General features: G+C 36.8%; 15 protein-coding genes. 11 read left to right on the forward strand and 4 right to left on the reverse strand.

Annotation, left to right across the window (positions count from 1 at the left end; all coding sequences use genetic code 11):
* Window positions 1-13 precede the first annotated feature (13 nt).
* Both U8521_RS08960 and U8521_RS08965 read right to left on the reverse strand, forming a co-directional pair.
* Entirely contained in the window at window positions 14-826 is an 813-nt protein-coding gene (locus U8521_RS08960; RefSeq protein WP_334352482.1) for a right-handed parallel beta-helix repeat-containing protein, read from the reverse strand.
* A gap of 420 nt (window positions 827-1,246) precedes the next feature.
* Window positions 1,247-1,486, reverse strand: coding sequence for a hypothetical protein (locus U8521_RS08965; RefSeq protein WP_334352483.1), 240 nt, complete (start codon window positions 1,484-1,486; stop codon window positions 1,247-1,249).
* A 428-nt stretch (window positions 1,487-1,914) separates the two neighbouring features.
* Between U8521_RS08965 and U8521_RS08970 the strand changes: the two genes are divergently transcribed.
* From U8521_RS08970 to U8521_RS08995, 6 genes are all read left to right on the forward strand, one after another.
* Complete coding sequence (locus tag U8521_RS08970; RefSeq protein ID WP_334331889.1) at window positions 1,915-2,295, forward strand: YueI family protein; 381 nt, start codon at window positions 1,915-1,917, stop codon at window positions 2,293-2,295.
* 16 nt (window positions 2,296-2,311) lie between these two features.
* Complete coding sequence (locus U8521_RS08975; RefSeq protein ID WP_334331888.1) at window positions 2,312-3,292, forward strand: ribose-phosphate diphosphokinase; 981 nt, start codon at window positions 2,312-2,314, stop codon at window positions 3,290-3,292.
* Between the two features lie 274 nt (window positions 3,293-3,566).
* On the forward strand, window positions 3,567-4,271 hold the full coding sequence (treR, locus tag U8521_RS08980) for a trehalose operon repressor (protein ID WP_334331887.1): 705 nt from the start codon (window positions 3,567-3,569) through the stop codon (window positions 4,269-4,271).
* A gap of 53 nt (window positions 4,272-4,324) precedes the next feature.
* Window positions 4,325-5,836 carry a PTS transporter subunit EIIC gene (locus U8521_RS08985; protein ID WP_334331886.1) on the forward strand — a complete coding sequence of 504 codons (1,512 nt, stop codon included), beginning with the start codon at window positions 4,325-4,327 and terminating at the stop codon, window positions 5,834-5,836.
* Between the two features lie 9 nt (window positions 5,837-5,845).
* Window positions 5,846-8,158, forward strand: coding sequence for a glycosyl hydrolase family 65 domain-containing protein (locus U8521_RS08990; RefSeq protein ID WP_334352484.1), 2,313 nt, complete (start codon window positions 5,846-5,848; stop codon window positions 8,156-8,158).
* Window positions 8,159-8,679: 521 nt separating this feature from the next.
* Window positions 8,680-9,321 (forward strand): SDR family oxidoreductase, encoded by a 642-nt coding sequence (locus U8521_RS08995; RefSeq protein ID WP_334331884.1) that lies wholly within the window; start codon window positions 8,680-8,682, stop codon window positions 9,319-9,321.
* Window positions 9,322-9,494: 173 nt separating this feature from the next.
* Here U8521_RS08995 and U8521_RS09000 read toward each other — a convergent pair whose 3' ends face one another.
* Window positions 9,495-10,643 (reverse strand): MFS transporter, encoded by a 1,149-nt coding sequence (locus U8521_RS09000; protein ID WP_334352485.1) that lies wholly within the window; start codon window positions 10,641-10,643, stop codon window positions 9,495-9,497.
* 132 nt (window positions 10,644-10,775) lie between these two features.
* Window positions 10,776-11,138, reverse strand: a complete 363-nt coding sequence (locus U8521_RS09005) for a hypothetical protein (RefSeq protein WP_334331881.1) — start codon at window positions 11,136-11,138, stop codon at window positions 10,776-10,778.
* A 438-nt stretch (window positions 11,139-11,576) separates the two neighbouring features.
* Between U8521_RS09005 and U8521_RS09010 the strand changes: the two genes are divergently transcribed.
* From U8521_RS09010 to U8521_RS09030, 5 genes are all read left to right on the forward strand, one after another.
* A complete protein-coding gene (locus tag U8521_RS09010) occupies window positions 11,577-12,413 on the forward strand; it encodes a PRD domain-containing protein (RefSeq protein ID WP_334352486.1) in 837 nt (278 codons plus the stop codon).
* A gap of 105 nt (window positions 12,414-12,518) precedes the next feature.
* Complete coding sequence (locus U8521_RS09015) at window positions 12,519-14,516, forward strand: beta-glucoside-specific PTS transporter subunit IIABC (RefSeq protein WP_334352487.1); 1,998 nt, start codon at window positions 12,519-12,521, stop codon at window positions 14,514-14,516.
* A 66-nt stretch (window positions 14,517-14,582) separates the two neighbouring features.
* Complete coding sequence (locus U8521_RS09020; protein WP_334331878.1) at window positions 14,583-16,034, forward strand: glycoside hydrolase family 1 protein; 1,452 nt, start codon at window positions 14,583-14,585, stop codon at window positions 16,032-16,034.
* Between the two features lie 117 nt (window positions 16,035-16,151).
* Window positions 16,152-16,346 carry a hypothetical protein gene (locus U8521_RS09025; RefSeq protein ID WP_334331877.1) on the forward strand — a complete coding sequence of 65 codons (195 nt, stop codon included), beginning with the start codon at window positions 16,152-16,154 and terminating at the stop codon, window positions 16,344-16,346.
* A 136-nt stretch (window positions 16,347-16,482) separates the two neighbouring features.
* On the forward strand, window positions 16,483-18,687 hold the full coding sequence (locus U8521_RS09030; protein ID WP_334352488.1) for an SLAP domain-containing protein: 2,205 nt from the start codon (window positions 16,483-16,485) through the stop codon (window positions 18,685-18,687).
* Window positions 18,688-18,771 lie beyond the last annotated feature (84 nt).

An 18,771-nucleotide genomic window follows, 5' to 3' on the forward strand; every position in this document is an offset into this window, starting at 1 on the left:
TGAAGTTCTTTTTTTACATATCTAAGCCATTTGTGAAAGGTGTGACATCATCGGCTTTGACATTCGATTGTTCATCAAAATGCCAAGTGACTTTTTCCAAGCCATCAATGAAAACGTCATTGGTGAAGGAACTTTGACAGACACAGATATGTGGTTTTTTAGACGAAAAATATAGATTTTTACCTACGACACGTGAATCATCAAATACATAAAATTCATCACGATCCAATGAATTAGATGCATTGACGTGCAAATTGACGAAATCAAGAGTTGAAACGTAATCGAGTGTTACAGACACATTGACAGTAGTGTCTTTGATTAAACATTGGGAAGATTTCAAATAAATGGCATCCATCCAATTATTTTCAAGATACAATTGACAATTTTCGACGTTTAAAGATTGTGTTTCATTGTTACAAGAAGAAATCGTTGAATTAGTCAGTGATAATGTGGAATTTTGTGCATAAATCGGATTCCAACTATCATCGACGGAATGTTTGATGTGAACATTTTTAGCGGTGAAGTGATCGTTGTCGTACATCATTACGGTATTGAATTTATCGCGAGTATAGTCGACAGTCAGATTTTCAATCGTCAAAGAAGCACCTTTTTTGATGAAAAACGAGCCAAATATTTTTACATCGTCACAATCATAAGTTTTACCCACGATAGTAACGTCTTTTTCAATTTCAAAAATATTAGGTTCGCTAGGTGTGAAATAATTACCAGGCATCAAGACGATAGTGTCACCAGGTTTGGCAAAATCGAGGGCTTGGATAAGTTGTAATTCACGATTTGATTTTGTACCGACATAAAGTTTTTGCATTAGACGATTCCTCCATTTGTTTTATAAGTCTATTTTAATGGGGTAGGCGTCACATAGTGTCATTTTGAGAAGGTTATAATTGTAAAGTTGTGTAAATTTTTTGTTATGTTGAATTTACATTGGTTGTGAGAAATAGAGTCAAGGATTTTTTGGGGAGATTCTATGCAGTTTAAACGCGTTGCGCAGGCCAGGACTCGACATATAGCTACACTTCCCAAATCACTCGCAAGGTGCGCGAGTAATTCGTGAAGTTAGGCTATCTGCCGAGTCCTAACCGGCCTGCTCCACGCTCTCCAAAATGCGTTCCACAGGGGCAACTCCCTCCGAGATAACAAAATTTCACAAATCACCCGCAAAAACCAGTGTGCAATTCGTGAAATTACGTTATCCTCCGGGAGCTGACCGCCCCTGTTCCACGCTCTATATTTTTTTCTTCAAATGATAAGGTATAACGCTCTTATCACTATCCTTAACGTCAGACTTCTCATCTTTAGCAAAATAAACTACAAAAGACTTATCATCGCTTACATCCTCAGCGATGATCAAAGATGATTCATAAGGATCTTTCGCTTTGTAAATTTGTGCCCCACGGACTGCTTCGCCAAAATCCTTTGAATTGGCTATCGCATCGCCAGGATTAAAAAATACCATTTCATCCATAATTAGCACATCCTTTCTTTACGCCCATTATACAATTGTGAAGTGTAATTAAGAAACAAATATCCATATTAACAACTTTTATAAATCCACTGTCTCGGCTATACTATGACATATGGAGATTCTTACTGTGGTTTGGTTATTAGGGTTAAAACGGGGAAGTTATATTGATAAAATTCTTTCATTATTTTTGAATTTAATGGGATAAAAAATGAAATAACTTATCTAGTCTGGAGCAACAGCTCTGGGAAATGCTCAGCTGTGAAATTTTGGTTAGTGCTTTAGCACTTACCAAAAGACCAATCTTGGAGACAATTCCCGTTTTTGGAATTGGCTTCAAGTTGCGTCCACAGCGTTCCAGCGTTTCCCAGAGCTGTTGTGGAAGACGGCATCACTAATCAAGTTTTAGTAAGAACATATGGAGGGTAGACATGACAAACGTTGAAGACTACATTAAAAAGAATATTTTTGGTAAGCCACAATTAAAGCCTGATGAGAAAAAGAAGTTTCTAGGAAACTTTGCTGAGAGGGTTGCAATCGCTTTAACTGTTGCCCAGATAAAAAATCCTGACAATGTGAAAACGGTTGAGGGAGTTATGAAGAAATATCCAGATTATCATTTGTATTTAAATGGCAAAATAGATTCATATTTACTGGATAATTATCTCCAATTGAGTGTAAAATTAAAGTATAAGTTTACAATAGTTTCACAATCGGGCATGCGCAATAAGAACAATACATTGTCAGAAAATGACATGGGCTTAGTTATTGCAGACGAGAGTAAACCTGTTGGTAGACCAGTACTTATATAATTTTTGGAGGACAAATATGTCTAATAGTACATTAGATAACGTTGCTTTGCTTTCTTTAAATGGTAATAAACCATTGGCTAAGAGAATTTCTGACTACATGGGTATTCCATTATTGGATGCATCAGTTTCACACTTTAGTGATGGTGAAATTAACATTCAAATCAATGAAAGTATTCGTGGGAAAGACGTTTATATCATTCACTCAGTTTCAGATCCTGTTAATGACAATTTCATGGAATTGATGATTGCTGTAGATGCTCTTAGACGTGCCAGTGCACAAAATATCACTTGTGTATTGCCATACTTTGCATATACTCGTTCAGATAGAAAGTCTCGTTCAAGAGAACCTATCTCAGCCAAGTTATTTGCTAATATGTTGGAATTAGGTAAAGTCGATCGTGTGATTGCACTCGATATGCATGCTGACCAAATCCAAGGATTCTTCGATATCCCAGTTGATCACTTACGTGCAATGCCAATTTTCGCAAGTTATTTTGAAAAGAAGATCAAAAATCCTGATGATTTCGTCTTCGTAGCACCAGACCACAATTCAACTAAACGTGCTCGTGCCTTAGCTGAAGTATTCGGTTCACAAATCGCTATCGTTGACCAAAGATCAACTGAAGATGATGACGTTATTCCTGATATCATCGGTGACGTTGATGGTAAACAATGTGTTATCGTCGATGATTTGATTGATACCGGAACAAGAATGATCAATTCTGCCGAAGCCGTAAAAGTGGCCGGCGCAAAGACAATTTCAGCCGTAGCCACACATCCAATTTTCTCTAAAGATGCTGCCAAGAAATTAGAAGATTCCGACCTAATGGAAGTTTTAGTTTCCGATTCAATCGTCGTACCAGATGATTGCAAGTTTGCTAAGTTAAAGATCCTTTCAGTAACAGATTTAGTAGGCGATGCAATCAGAATGACAGAATTAAATGAATCAATTGATTCATTATTCACAGTCAGAGAAAGCTATACAGAAATTAAATAACTTACTTCTTTACAAAGTATTAGTCAAAAACCGTATCAACAATTATCTGTTGATACGGTTTTTATTTGTATAAAATTCAAATAATTTAAAAATTGTAAATTAAATATTATATATTTATAAAGGCAAAAAAATAATCGTAAAAAACTTGTCTAGTTTTAGTTCATTGGTTAGTTCGGGTTTTGCTTCAACTTGTCTAGTTTTTTCAACAAAAGTTGACAGAACGGTAATGTAAGCGGTTTTTATTTGTGCTAACCTAAAGTTGTTGGAGGTCAAGATGAAAAAGTACTTGGTGATTTACCACGATTTGTTAAGTGGTATTCAAACAAAAAAATATCAGTCAGGAAAACTTCTTCCTAGTAATCAACAATTGGTCATGCGCTATCAAGTATCCCGGGAAACAGTGCGAAAGGCCATGCAGTTATTAGCAGATGAAGGTTACATTCAAACGATTCGGGGCAAGGGAAGTCTCGTTTTGAGTACTAAGCGTTATTCGTTCCCAGTATCATCAATTAAGAGCTACAAAGAAATCGTCAAAGAAAACGGACTTGATTCAAAAAATAAGATTGTCAAAGTTGAGAAACACGTTTTAGTACCAGAGAACTTACTTTTTGGATCACCGAAAATTTACGCCGAATTAATTGTGCGTGAACGGATCGTCAATGGAATACCAACCATCCTTGATTATGATTACGTTAATGAAGAGATAGCAAAGGATATTCCGCTGGATGAAGCACAGAATTCACTCTTCAATTATTTCGAAAAAAACTTGGGCTTGACGATTGATTATGCAGTTAAACATTTGACGGTTGAACACGCTGAGTATGAGGATTGTAACCAGTTGGAAATCGAACAGACGACGCCGATTGTGGTGGTCAGAAGTGAGACTCATTTGACTGATAGTCGAATTTTATCGTACACCGAGTCAAGGCATCGGGCAGACAAATTCAGTAGTATTGAGTTTGCTAGACGTCATCATTAACCAACAATAAATGGGGTCACTATTATTAGTGAAAACGAAAGGGATTGAAAACTATGTCAAAAACTAAAGATTATTCAGCCCTCGCATCAGAAATTATTAAGTATGTCGGTGGGCCAGAGAATATTCATAAAGTTATTCATTGTATCTCACGTTTAAGATTTTATTTGAAAGATGAAAAGAAAGCTCAAACTGAAAAGATCACTGCCCTCGATGGGGTAGCTGGAGCTTTGTACAATGCCGGTTTGGATCAATACCAAGTCGTTATTGGACCGGCAGTAACTGATGTTTATGATCAAGTTATTGCTCAACTTGGTTCAGAATTTGCCGACGAAGACGCGACCGAATCAGCGGTTGATGAAACTAAGGCAAAAGCACCACAAAAACCAACTAACCTTTGGGGCTGGATTTCTAAAGGCTTCCAGCTTCTAATCGGAACAATTACTGGTTCAATGATTCCAATAATCGGATTGTTGGCTGCATCTGGTATTCTAAAAGGATTTTTGACTTTATTTACTTTTAACTTACATTTGATCGATACGAAATCGACAACTTATATCATTATTAACGCAATGGGCGATTCCGCTTTTTACTTCTTACCAATTTTAGTAGGTTACACGGCTGCTAAACAATTGAAATCTGATCCAATTGTTGTGGCTGCAATTGCCGGTGTATTAGTTCACCCTACGATTGCTGCTTTGTGGGCAGCACCTACTAAAGGGATGTCTACTTTGTTAGGAATTCCTTTGAATGCTGAATTCTTCGGTATTCCAATTCACATCCCACAGTACACTTATTCAATCTTCCCAATTATCTTCGCTGCTTGGTTAGCTAGACCAGTTGGTAATTGGCTCAAGAAAGTTTTGCCATTAAGTTTACGTTCTATTTTCCAACCATTATTTACGTTATTTATTGTTTCTGCTGCTGTCCTAGTTATCATGGGACCAGTTATCTCCTTGATTTCTAGTGGATTAGCTGCAATTATTAACCTCTTGGTAACAGCTAACGAAGCTATCGCCGGCCTTGTTATCGGTGGTTTGTATCAAGTACTTGTTATCTTTGGTTTGCACTGGATGGTCGTTCCGATCGTTTCAAACGATATCGCTATGACTGGACACTCAGTTCTAAATGGTTTGATCAACTTTACTATGATTGCTCAAGGTACTGGTGCTTTAGCTGTTTGGGCTAAAACAAAGAACGCTTCTGTTAAAGGTTTGTCATTAGCCGGTGCTTTATCAGGTTATGCCGGCGTTACAGAACCTGCTATGTATGGTATTAACTTGAAATACGGCCGGGTTTTCTGGATGTCTAATATCGGTGGTGCCATTGGTGGCTTTATCGCTGGATTAATGAAGATCGATATGTTTGGATTTACTGGTTCATTGATTGGTTTCCCATCATTCTTCTCCAAGACAAATCCTAACAATATTTGGGCATTCGTGATTGCTAGTGCTGTTACTATCGTTGTTTCCTTTGTCTGTGTATATCTCTGGGGCTTTACAGATGCTGATTTAACAAAGACCAAAGAAGCTAAACAAAAGAATGTCTTCAAAGACGCTGTAAATTAGGAGGTTACAATGACAAATAACTGGCAAATCACTTATAAAGATACACCAACCGGTGCTAAGTCTTATGGACAAGAGGCACTATTGACCTTAGGTAATGGTTATCTTGGTTGGCGCGGTGCACCTTTGATGAGCCGTTATAACGATGACCACTATCCCGGACTCTATGTGGCTGGGATTTTCAATCAGACGACAACTAATGTCAATGGACATGATGTTGTCAATGAAGATATGGTTAATTTTCCTAATCCACAACTGCTCAAGGTGAAAGTAGATAACGTTAATATTTCAGTTCCATATCACCAACGTTTGGCTACTTTAGATATGAAGACTGGTGAATTAGTTGAGGAACTGGTTTATCCGGTTGCTTCTGGACACTTATTTGTGAAGACGACTAAAGTAGTTGACCCAGAAAACTACCATCGTTTCGCTTTAAAAGTTGAATTGAGGTTGGACTTTGCTGGTAGAATCCAAGTCGACACGGTGATCGATGGCGATGTACAAAATCAAAACGTGGTTCGTTATCGTGACTTCAATAGTCAAGAATTCGCTGTGAAACACGTTGCTGATAATGTCTTACAAGCTCAAACTTTACAATCGAAAATCAACTTTGCAATTGGTGCTAAAACAGTTAGTGATGCTGGAGACTTCACAACAAGTGCTACTTTAGATACTATTGATGAAAGATTGACGATTGATTTAGCTGCTAATCAAACTCTGAAATTCAGTCGCGTGATGGCTATTTCGACCAGTTACGAGGATCAAAATTTTCTCAAGACGGTCCAAGATTCTTTAACACATACGTTTGAAGAAATTGATCAAAATAGTCGCCAGCATTGGCAGAAATTCTGGGTCGACGGGGATGTTGCCTTAGACAGCGATGATCCAGATATTCAAAAAATTATTCGTTTGAACATTTTCCAACTTCATCAAGCAGTTTCAAAAAACAATCGAGATCTTGATGCCTCAATCGGTTCGCGGGGATTAACTGGTGAAGGCTATCGAGGACACATTTTCTGGGATGAACTTTTCGTAATTCCATATTTAGCTAAGACAGATCCAGTCGCTGCCAAAGCTACTTTAAAATATCGTATCAAGCGTCTGCCAGCTGCTCAAAAGAATGCTCAATCACAAATGGAGCATGGGGCAATGTATCCTTGGCAGTCAGCTAGTGTGGGGGACGAGCAAGCACAATTTATCCATTTAAATCCGATCAGTAATCAGTGGTATCCAGATAACTCCCGTCTACAAAGACATGTTTCATTAGCGGTAGTTTACGATTTATGGAGCTACACTCACATCACTGGTGACTACAGTTTAATGACTCATGGTGGGTTAGAAGTTCTACTACTAACTAGCAAATTCTGGCTAGAGAAGTTAGAGTATGATGGTCAAAACTTTCATCTATCAGGCGTTATGGGTCCAGATGAATACCACGAAGCCTATCCCGACACGAAACAAGGTGGTCTATCCGACAATGCCTACACGAATTTGATGTTGGTCTGGTCACTAATGTGGCTGTTAGATTTGCAAGAAGATTCACCAGTCTACTTCCAGCAGGTCTGTCAAAAAGTCGGTTTCAGTACCGATTTATTAGAAAAAGCCGCCGAAGTGACACATAGGTTAAAAGTATTCACGAATCAAGCTGGGATAATTGAACAGTATAACCATTACTTCGAATTAAAAGACTTAGATTTGGCAGAATATACCAAGAAATACGGAGATATTCATCGAATCGATCGGATTTTAACTTCAGAAAATAAGTCAGCCAATGATTATCAAGTCGACAAACAAGCTGATACCTTGATGATGATCTACAATTTTGGCCCCCAAGTCATGGCCAACGTTTTAAAAAAGCTAGGAATTTCAGTTTCAAATGATTGGTTAGTCAAGAATCGAGACTATTATCTAGCCAGAACTGTCCATGGTTCAACCATGTCCCGTCCTGTTTATGCCAGTATCGATGCTGCCTGTGGTGACAGCGAAGCAGCTTGGGAGAAACTCCGAGTAGCAATCCGCTCCGATTATGGTGATATCCAAGGCGGAACGACTGCTGACGGAATCCATACCGGCGTTATGGGCGCTACATTAACCGTTATGATGCGTGATCTCGCGGGTGTAAAGCTAATTGGATCAGAATTATCCGTAGATCCTAAATTACCTAAAAATTGGAACAAGTTATCCTTCAGTCAAAAGTATCGTGGCAATAATTATCACTTTACGTTTGAACATAACACCGTTACAGTCTCAGCTGAACATAATTGCTTGATCAATATTAAAGGCAAGGAGTTTAAGCTAGAAAGTAATCAGGCAGTAACGTACTAGGATGGTTTGCTTGGTTAGATAAGTATTCCGGACTGAATTTCACTTCTATGATTTATTTACTTTCTATTCTGAAATGGAATTTGGTAATTAATAGGTTATTGTGTTTTGTATATAAAAGTGAAAATGAACAAATAAATAAAGAGGATATTACAATATTGCAGAACTTTGCAGTAGCGGTAATATCCTCTTTTTTGAAATAAATTAATAAAAATATCAAAGCGTTATAATGCATCTAAACTATAAAATAATTCTGTACTTAATTAGATAGAAGCTGTATTCACTTTTAAATTTTTTAAATTTAATGAAATAATCGCAAAAATCTGAAATCTAGTCTGGAGTAACAGCTCTGGGAAATGCTCAGCCACGGCGTTCCAGTCATTTCCCAAAGCTGTTGCGGAAGACGGCATTCAATCACCACCAACCAAAAAGAACGACACTAAATAAAATTTACTTTGAGACATAATAATAGAATATAAAGATAATTATTGTTAAGGTAAAAACATATGAGGAGGTAATTATTAATGAAAGTACTTATTATTGGTGCACACGGTAAAGTTGGCCGTTTGCTAGTAAAAGAATTGCAAGATAGAAAAGTCGACGTAGTTGCTGGTTTGAGAAAAGAAGAACAAATCAAATCATATCAAGCTGATGGAATTGCTACACAATACATCGACTTGACGGCACCATTTGCTGAAATTAAGAAATCTATCGCCGAATCAAAAGCTGATGCAGTAGTCTTCAGTGCCGGTGCTGGTGGAGCAAGTGATGGATTGACGATTGAAATTGATCTTGATGGAGCTATCAAGACAATGGATGCGACTGAACAATTAGGTATCAAGCGTTATGTAATGGTCAGTGCTGTCTTTAGTGATGATCCAAGCAAGTGGGACGCTTCAGGTATTAGACCTTATTACACAGCTAAACACTATGCTGACAAGTATTTGCGTAGTACAAACTTAGATTATACGATCGTTCATCCAGGAACTTTGACTGATGAAGCTGCTAATGAAAAGATCAATCTCCAAAGCAATTACGAAGGTGGTTCAGTTCCAAGAGCCGATGTTGCCAAAGTAATCGCTCAATCACTTGAAACACCTTCAACAATCAAGAAGGACATCAATTTTGTTTCTGGTGATGAACCAATTAAGGAAGTTGTTAGATAATTAAATATCCCCAACAGGCCAAGGCGTATTCGAAGCAAGAGCTCGATTAGTAATAAGTGAACCTTGTTTGGTATAAAGTTTTGCTGTTAAATTTGGATAAATTTGTTTTCATATTTTCCCCCATATTTTATCAATAAGTTTATGGTAGACCCAAAATGATAAGAGGACAATTTTTATCCCAAAAGCTTGCGATTGAACCAATAAACTAAAACAATCAATGGCAAAGTTATCATCATGATGGGATAGAACCACTCCATTGGTAAGAAATTACTGATTAGTCCACCAATAATTGGTCCTAGTGACATGCCTAAATCAACGCCGACAAAGAAAGTACTGTTGGCAATACCGTGTTCATCTTGATCGACGACCATCAAAGCTTTCGCCTGACAAATTGAAAACATCAGACCATATCCGACGGCTAGACCAGTCGTACTGATTAGCAAATAAAATAGGTTAGTCAAATGACTCAATCCGATTAGACCAATTAAATTACCGACTAAACTTAGCCACAAGAATTTCTTAAAGGGAATGCGATCAAACAAATCACGCATCAAGATTCGTAAAACTAGCAAGATAACGGCATAAATAGGGAAGAAGATTCCCGCTGAAACATTGAGGTGAAGTCGAGCAATGTAGCTGACTAGATAAGTTTGGGTGGCAAAATAAGGTAATGAGAATAACAGTAAAATAATTGCGATGGGGACAACTTTTGGATGGACAATTCGAAGTTGTCTCTTTTTGGTAGTTTTTAAAATAGTAGGCAAACCACGATTAGTGACAAATTGAATGATGATTATCAACAACAAACTAGATGCTGCCGCAACCCAGAATGATGACTGGTGACCAACATGTTTGTAAAGAAAAATACTGATAGCAGGTCCACAGGCCATACCGAGCGCATTGGCAAGACCGTAAATGCCCATGCTGGCACCAACACGAGTAGGTGGTAAGAGATCAGCAATCCAAGTTGACATACAGACAGAACACATTGTGTAACCAATTCCGTTGATAATTCTTAAAGCAGTAATGATAATTAAATTAGTTGTTAAACCGTAGCCAAGATTAGCAATTAATAAAAAACTAGCTCCAATCATAGTCAGACGGTATTTAGAAATTCGATCAGTCAAATTTCCTGCAATTGGACGTAACAACAAGGAAGTAATATTCATAATTCCGGCAATCAAACCAGCGAGAGCACTAGTGGCACCAATACTTTGAGTGAATTCTGCAATAATAGGTGTAATCAGCATTGAACTCATCATATAAAAGAAGCTGGCAATTAAGACTAAGGTAACGTTAGGGGTAAATAATTTTTTCTTCATATAAAAATCTCTTTATTTAAATTTATTCAATAAAAATACTATAGTTTTCATTTTTCTTTTGCAAACGAATGGAATCAAAAAACTCGATTAGACGTAGTCCAATCGAGTTTTTTGTGGAAGTTACCAATCTTGTTATGCTAAAGAAGTTTCAGGCACAGTACCATGTTTTTTCTCTAGTCGATGTGAAATATTTTTCCTAAGTTGGTCGTTTTCAAAGACAACTTTATCGAATTCACTTCTGCTTAAAAAACGAGCAACTTGTTTTGAAAAGTAATTGAATTTTAACAAATCACGTTTCTTAGAACGTTTCATAAAACGTTGAATGAATTTATTGATTATTAAATCGCCAAATTTAATAACAAGTGGGATTCTGATTTGTTTGGTGTTAGCAGTGTACCAAACTTTTTGATTATCAAGTGTGATAATGAGTTCGTTACCACCAACATAGGGAATCTTCTTTGTATTCATGGCTACAACAGCAATATTTTTTGTCATATTCAAGACTCCTTATTATGTTTATTTATTAGCATAATATCATAATAAAAATTATATCGGTTCAAAAAGGAATTACTCGTAGAATGATTTATGCTTCTATCCCTGTTAACTCAAGTATAGTCGAGTTTATAGACATTTTGTAGCGTTATTTCGATAGTTATTATTTGACAGCGTTTTCAAAATATCTGATCAATATTTTGACCAACTCTATTGAAACAAACTTATCATAAAAGTACCTTAAAGAATGTGTGAATACTGAATTATTTATTTTTGGCATAAAAATTTTCAAGAAATGACTTGACTTAATTTTTAGAAAACGCTAACATAGTGCTCGTAAACAAAAGAGCGTGTTACTGATTCGATCAGGCATAAACCTACTCAACCGTTGCACTTTAGTGTTAGGGTTAGTAGGTATTTTTTTTGAGGAGGTATGGATTTTTGAAATTTGTCAAAAATTATAATAATAATGCCGCCCTTGTCGTCGATGACGAAAACGTTGAATGGATGATTGTTGGAAAGGGAATTGGATTTGGCAAAAAGCCTGGTGACTTGGTGGACGCATCAAAGATCACCCAGAAATTCAAGTCTGTTAATAATGATGAAGTTGATACTTTAAAAGAGTACGATGAGTCAATTATCAACGTTACTTCTGACATTGTTCAAGATGCTGAAAGCTTTTTGAATGTTAAGTTCAATGACCATCAATATTTGATTTTGGCTGACCATATCAATTTTGCTTCGGTTCGCGCTCAAGATGGTATCGAGTTTACAGATCGAGCTGTTAGTTGGGAAGTAAAGAAGTTATTTCCTAAAGAATATGAAGCTTCAGCTCGTGCAATCGAAATCATTAAAAAAGATTTGGACGTTGTGTTTCCTAAAGGTGAGCTAGTTTTTCTGACTTATCATTTCGTTAATCTCGAAAATGAGAAGGAAAGTTTGCAAGATACGATTCAAGTTTCTAAGATGATTGCTGATATTATTAATATTATTCAAATCAGCTATCACACGACTTTGGATGATGAATCATTCAATTACAGTCGTCTGGTGTCGCATTTGCGATATTTTCTAATTAGAAAATTAAAGTCTAGTCAAGTTTCAAGTGAACAATTGGATCCGAGTTTGTTGAAACTGATGATTGCTAAGTATCCGGCTGAAAACAATACAGTTCAAAAGATTTCGACATTTTTACGTAATACTAAAGGTTGGGCACTCTCTGAGAACGATCAAGTTTACTTGATTTTGCACGTTTGGCGAGTGACTCACCGTAATAATTAAATAAAATAGCGTGTTACTGTTCGGCAGGCATTAGCTCAAGATTTACAGATTCCTTTTTAGGGGGTGTGTTGTCTTGAGCTTTTTTTGTTGGAGAAGGAGGAAATTATGATTAAAGACTACGACGGTTTAGCTAAAACTATCGTTAAATTAGTTGGTGGCAAAGACAATGTTAAAAGTGTTGTCCACTGTGCCACAAGATTACGTTTTAGATTAAAAGATGAGAAAAAAGCTAGTACGGATGAATTAAAAGATACTGAAGGTGTTGTAACGGTCGTTCAAAGTGGGGGCCAATACCAAGTTGTTATCGGTAATGAAGTCGCTGACGTTTATGACCACGTTATCAAAGTTGGTGGTTTTCCTGATGGAGGAACGGTTGACGCTGATGATGATTCAGACGAAAAGACTAGTGTCTTAGATAAATTTATTGATTTGATTTCGGGAATCTTTGCTCCAGCTTTAGGTTGCTTGGCTGCTACTGGTATGATCAAAGGTTTAGCAACTATTTTGTTAACGATGGGTGCTGTGACTGAAAAATCTGGTACTTATGTTGTACTTTACGCAATTGGGGATGCATTTTTCTACTTCCTACCAATCATTTTAGGATTGTCAGCTGCAAAGAAATTTGGCGTTGATCAATTCATCGGGTTATCGATCGGGGCGGCTTTAGTTTACCCAACTATTGTTGCCTTGAACCCAACAGCTGCAACTGGTAAACCATTATTTACTTTGTTTGCCGGTACAGCCTTGTCTTCACCAATTCACATTACTTTCTTGAAGATACCGGTAATTATGATGAACTACACTTCATCAGTTATTCCGATTATTGTAGCGATGTGGATTGCTTCTAAAGTTGAAGGATATTTGAAGAAGATTATTCCAACTTTTGTTAAAACTTTCTTAGTGCCATTCTTTACTTTGATTATTGTTGTTCCATTAACACTACTAGTTGTTGGACCTATCACATCATGGATCAGTGATGCTTTAGCTGCTGGTGCCTCTGGCCTTTACAACTTGAGTCCAGTTATCACTGGTATTTTAATCGGTGGCTTGTGGCAAGTACTTGTTATCTTTGGTTTGCATTGGGGATTGGTTCCACTTGCAATGTTAAATATTCAAAACTTGCATTATGATCCAATTCTTGTTCTAACTGGTGCTGCTTCATTTGCTCAAATCGGTGCTGTTTTAGCTGTTATTATGAAAGTTAAGAGTAAAAAGATTCAAGGTCTTGGTTGGTCGGCCTTCTTATCCGGTATTTTTGGAATTACTGAACCAGCTATTTACGGTATCACGTTACCTCGTAAGAAAGTCTTCGCCATGAGTTGTATCGGTGGTGGAGTCGGTGGTGCCATCTTAGGATTATTCGGAACAAAAGCTTATATGGTCGGAGGACTTGGCGTCTTCTTATTACCTAGTTACATTGGACCAAATGGCATCAATATGGAATTTTATGGAGCTATCATCTCTTGGATCGTAGCCTTTGCGGTTACTCTAGGTCTTGCTTTAGTATTTGGCTTCAGTAAAGAAGATTTGAAAGCAGAAAATGCCGTTACAGAAACAAATAATAATGAACCAGAATTAGCTACAGCTATGGCAAGTTCAGCTACTGCTACCGCTACACCAGCTCCAGAAGTAGTTGAAAAAACTGATGTTACACCAGAAACAATTGTTAGCCCGATTAAGGGTAGCGTCGTTCCATTGAGTGAAGTTAAAGATGAAGTATTTTCTTCGGAAGCATTGGGTAAAGGAATTGCTATTTTACCTGATGAAGGTAAGGTTTACTCACCAGTTGATGGAAAAGTTTCTGTAGTTTTCCCAACGAAACATGCGATTGGATTAAACTCCAACGATGGGGCTGAATTATTGATTCACATCGGAATGGATACGGTTCAACTAGAGGGTAAAGGTTTCACGAGTCATGTTGAACAAGATCAAGAAGTTAAAAAAGGTCAACTATTGATGGAATTTGACGTCGATGGTATCACAAACCAAGGTTATGATGTTACAACACCGGTTGTAGTAACTAATAGCAAGGATTATAACGGCGTTACAGCTGAGAATGACGGACAAGTAAACGTCGGTGACAATTTAATTAATTTGAAATAGAACTTGTTTTCTGAAGAAAGAAAACGTTAACATATAACTATATTGAGATGAAGGAGATATTAATTTATGACTGATTTTCCAAAGAATTTCTTGTGGGGTGGCGCTACTGCCGCTAACCAATATGAGGGTGCCTGGGATGTTGATGGCAAAGGCGATAGTACTGCTGACCACTTGTTAGGTGGAACTTATGAGACACCACGTGTGTTTACCAAAGAATTTAAAGATGGTGCTTATTATCCTTCACATCAAGGTAGTGACTTCTACCACCACTACAAAGAAGATATTAAGTTACTAGCCGGCATGGGTTACAAGACTTACCGTTTGTCAGTTGCTTGGACAAGAATTTTTCCAAATGGTGACGACAAAGAGCCTAACCAAAAAGGATTAGACTTCTACCGCAACGTCTTCGAAGAGTGTCACAAATATGGCATCGAACCACTTGTAACAATTTCTCATTATGAGATGCCTTATCATTTAACTGAAGCTTACGGTGGTTGGGGTGACCGTCGTGTCATTGACTTCTACGTTAAATACGCAAAAACTTTGTTTACTGAATACAAAGACCTTGTAAAATACTGGTTAACATTCAATGAAATCAATATTGGGATGATGTTTGGTGGCTACATGTCACTAGGACTTCCTGTTAAAGAAGGTTCTGCTCCATTCAATCCTAAGATGAGTAACGATGATATCCAACAAAATCTTCAAGCTTTGCATCACCAATTTGTTGCTAGTGCTTTGGCTGTAAAGATTGGTCACAAGATCAATTCTGACAATATGATTGGTTGCATGATTGCTGGTAATGTTAACTATCCATTGACTTCAAATCCTGATGATATTTTGAAGGCTCAATATGCTAATGAAATTAATAACTACTATTGTGGTGACGTGCAAGTTCGTGGTGCATATCCTCACTTTGCAAAACGTTTTTGGGCTGAACATGATGTTAAATTGAACATCACAGCTGAAGATAGTGAAGTTCTTAAAGAAGGTACTGTTGACTTTTACTCATTCAGTTACTATTCATCAAATGCTTTGACAACCGATGAAAGTAAAGCTGAGGCCGCTGGTAACTTCAGTACTGGTGTTAAGAATCCATATTTGAAGTACAGCGAATGGGGCTGGGCAATGGATCCTAAAGGACTTCGTTGGTATCTAAATGATGTTTACGGACGTTACGGTATTCCGATTATGGTCGTTGAAAATGGACTTGGTGCTCGTGATACTGTTGAAAAAGACGGTTCAATCAATGATGATTATCGTATTGAATATCTCAAGGGTCATATCGAACAAATGAAAGAAGCTATCAAAGATGGCGTTGATTTGATTGGTTACACTCCTTGGGGTTGCATTGATTTGGTATCTGCCGGTACTGGTCAAATGGCTAAACGTTATGGTTTCGTTTATGTTAACCGTGATGATGATGAAAAAGGTGACTTCAGCAGAACTCCAAAGAAGAGTTACTACTGGTATAAGAAAGTTATCGAATCAAATGGTGAAGATTTGAGTAATGAATAATAAAAAGCTCTCACATAGTGGGGGCTTTTTTGTATGAAATTCTAGGACGTCTTGATTGCGAAATTGGGATTTTCCTTCCATAATTAAGATAGAAGTATAAAAGAGGTAGTGTTTTTTATGAAAGATAAGGTCCCGAAAGTTACTTTAGGAATTTCGATACTGGTTTTTATGATTCTAGCTGTTGGATCATTTTTCTATAATCAGCCCCACGCTCTATTGGCATTGTTTGCCGTGATTGTGTTGTCGATAGTTTATTTAGGTGGTATGGAAAAGAATCATAAAGATTTTATGGATCATCATAAGCGTGAATAACGTTCAAATTTCAAAAAAATACATACATAATAGTAAAAAAAGAAGGTGCTTTTTTATGAAAGCGCCTTCTTTTTTCCTTGAATCCTGATATTCTATATACATAGGGTCATATTATATATGTCAGGGAGATACTACGATGAAGAAAATGCGGACGGTAATTTTAACGAGTATTTTGTTATCAGCAACAGTTTTGGGAAGTAATGTTTCACTAATTGATGCGGCGTCTAAGAAGAGTACGCCGATTAAGGTTACGAATGAGTTGACGAAAAAGGAAGAAATTTTAAAGGTGAACAACACCTTAGATAGCAATATAAGTAATTTGAAATTTGTTCCAAGATATAGATTGTCATCTCTAGAAAATGAATTTACATTTCACGTTGGCATACCTTATACAAGTAAAGATACTTATAAAAGTTATTTGTTAAATGAATTAGGAGTCGTTGACGATGATTTGAAACCACTGGATATGAAAGTTATTTCAACCGATGAATTGCATGGATTTATTGATAAGGTTAGTTATACAGATCCTTCTACAGATACTACAAAAATATTTAATATTAGCTATGATGCTGAAAGCCCCAAATTATATGATAGGTTGAAAGATTTATTAAATTTTAAATATGGAAGTTTAATGGAAAAATATCGATTGATTATTGAAGAAGGAAATAATGGTAGTAATTTGAATTTATATAACAGCTCGATTGAAGTTTTACCTGGGAATACCGGTGACATGATGGGTAATGAAGAATCTGTGAAAGTTTCCCTACTTAAAGGATTAGATGAAAATTTTGGAGAATCTAATTCACAAGTAGAGTTTATCGCAAAGAATGATTTATACGATGTTCCAGATACGATTATTACAAGAAAAATTAGAATTTTCAAAGAACCAGATTGGTCAAAAGTTAATGACGCAATCCATTTAGGTGATAAAGATATTTTAAATTCAGCACTAAGTTTACAGGATGAGAATGGAAATAATTATAACGTTAAAGTTATAAATCCAGAGAGTGTTGATGTGAATAAAACCGGCAATTATAATGTTAACTTCCGAGCAACGGGAATGGTAAATGCAAACAATGAGGCTAAAGATTATGGTACAAAAGAGAGTATCTCGTACACTAAAACAATTCCGATTACTGTTTCCGATGATAAATCAGAAGTTAATTATAATTATTTGGTAGTCGATAAAAAGACCGGTAATACAATAGCCTCACAGTCAGGCTCAGCGGCTGATGGGACAAGTATCACACTTGATAAAGCTAATTTACCGGCAGGATACACATTAACTGATGCACAAAAGACATTTACAGTCGATGCTAAGAATCCAACTAAAGTAGCAACAGTTGCAAAAGACGTCGATTACACAATTACGTTTGTTGATAAAGATAGCCAAGAAAAGGTTGATCAAATAAACGATACAGGTAAAGAAGGTGAGTCAAGATTAGTCACAGCTCCTGACGGCTATACCTTAGATGATAGTACCGACATGATTTATACACTCGATAGCACTGAACCAGAAAAGACTATTTTAGTTTCTAAAAGCAGTATTTTGACTCAAGATTTGAATTATACAATTAAATACACCGATGTTGATACTGACAAAGTTATTTCCGAGAAAAAAGGAACTGGTAAACTTGGTGATCAAATTACGGCTGTCGCACCCGATGGTTATGTGATTACCGATTTGACTTCTGCTGGATTCACTTTGGCTAAAGATGATGATTCATTCACTTGTTATGTCAAAAAAGCTGATACGCCATATAACGTCACTTATGTTGATCAAGATACCGATGAAGAAGTAGGTGCACAAAAAGGATTAGGAATTGTTGGTGAAAAAATTACTTTGAAAACACCAGCTGGCTACACCTTTGTGAATGCTAACGATGCGACTTATCAAGTTGATAAAGACAGTCCCAACACCAAGGTTTTTGTAAAGCAATCGACTTTAACAGAAGATAACTTGATTACGACGCATCCATATCAAGGATATGTTGAAATTTATGATGAAAACGGCAAATTGAATAAGGATGTTGTTCTTTCGCAAAATACTGATTGGGCCACTGATCAGAAGAAAACAATTGATGGCGTAGACTATTATCGAGTGGCGACGAATCAATATGTCAAAGCTGATTCAGTGTATGTTTATTCACCACTCACAGGAGTCGTTACGACCTCAAAAGTGACTCCGGTTTATAATTCCAAAGGTCAATTAGTACTCGATCGAGCTTTGGACAAAGATGCTCCATGGTATTCAGATAGAATTTCTAAAATAAAAGGTGAAAAGATGTATCGCGTTGCAACTGATGAATGGGTCAAAGCCAGCGATGTAACCGAACAATAAAAAGGGGAGCCACTTTTGAAAAAAACTTCAAAAATGGCTCCTTTTTTGATGCAAGACTGCTATGCTTTATGTGTTAAGAAGATA

The organism is Companilactobacillus miaonis (assembly GCF_036913615.1).
Taxonomy (GTDB): domain Bacteria; phylum Bacillota; class Bacilli; order Lactobacillales; family Lactobacillaceae; genus Companilactobacillus.

Excerpts from the sequence above, each read along its gene's own strand:
- U8521_RS08965 (WP_334352483.1), bottom strand. The coding sequence starts at position 1,486 with ATGGATGAAATGGTATTTTTTAATCCTGGCGATGCGATAGCCAATTCA.
- U8521_RS08960 (WP_334352482.1), bottom strand. The coding sequence starts at position 826 with ATGCAAAAACTTTATGTCGGTACAAAATCAAATCGTGAATTACAACTT.
- U8521_RS08985 (WP_334331886.1), top strand. The coding sequence starts at position 4,325 with ATGTCAAAAACTAAAGATTATTCAGCCCTCGCATCAGAAATTATTAAG.
- treR (WP_334331887.1), top strand. The coding sequence starts at position 3,567 with ATGAAAAAGTACTTGGTGATTTACCACGATTTGTTAAGTGGTATTCAA.
- U8521_RS09000 (WP_334352485.1), bottom strand. The coding sequence starts at position 10,643 with ATGAAGAAAAAATTATTTACCCCTAACGTTACCTTAGTCTTAATTGCC.
- U8521_RS08970 (WP_334331889.1), top strand. The coding sequence starts at position 1,915 with ATGACAAACGTTGAAGACTACATTAAAAAGAATATTTTTGGTAAGCCA.
- U8521_RS08990 (WP_334352484.1), top strand. The coding sequence starts at position 5,846 with ATGACAAATAACTGGCAAATCACTTATAAAGATACACCAACCGGTGCT.
- U8521_RS09005 (WP_334331881.1), bottom strand. The coding sequence starts at position 11,138 with ATGACAAAAAATATTGCTGTTGTAGCCATGAATACAAAGAAGATTCCC.
- U8521_RS09015 (WP_334352487.1), top strand. The coding sequence starts at position 12,519 with ATGATTAAAGACTACGACGGTTTAGCTAAAACTATCGTTAAATTAGTT.
- U8521_RS09025 (WP_334331877.1), top strand. The coding sequence starts at position 16,152 with ATGAAAGATAAGGTCCCGAAAGTTACTTTAGGAATTTCGATACTGGTT.
- U8521_RS09030 (WP_334352488.1), top strand. The coding sequence starts at position 16,483 with ATGAAGAAAATGCGGACGGTAATTTTAACGAGTATTTTGTTATCAGCA.
- U8521_RS09020 (WP_334331878.1), top strand. The coding sequence starts at position 14,583 with ATGACTGATTTTCCAAAGAATTTCTTGTGGGGTGGCGCTACTGCCGCT.
- U8521_RS08995 (WP_334331884.1), top strand. The coding sequence starts at position 8,680 with ATGAAAGTACTTATTATTGGTGCACACGGTAAAGTTGGCCGTTTGCTA.
- U8521_RS08975 (WP_334331888.1), top strand. The coding sequence starts at position 2,312 with ATGTCTAATAGTACATTAGATAACGTTGCTTTGCTTTCTTTAAATGGT.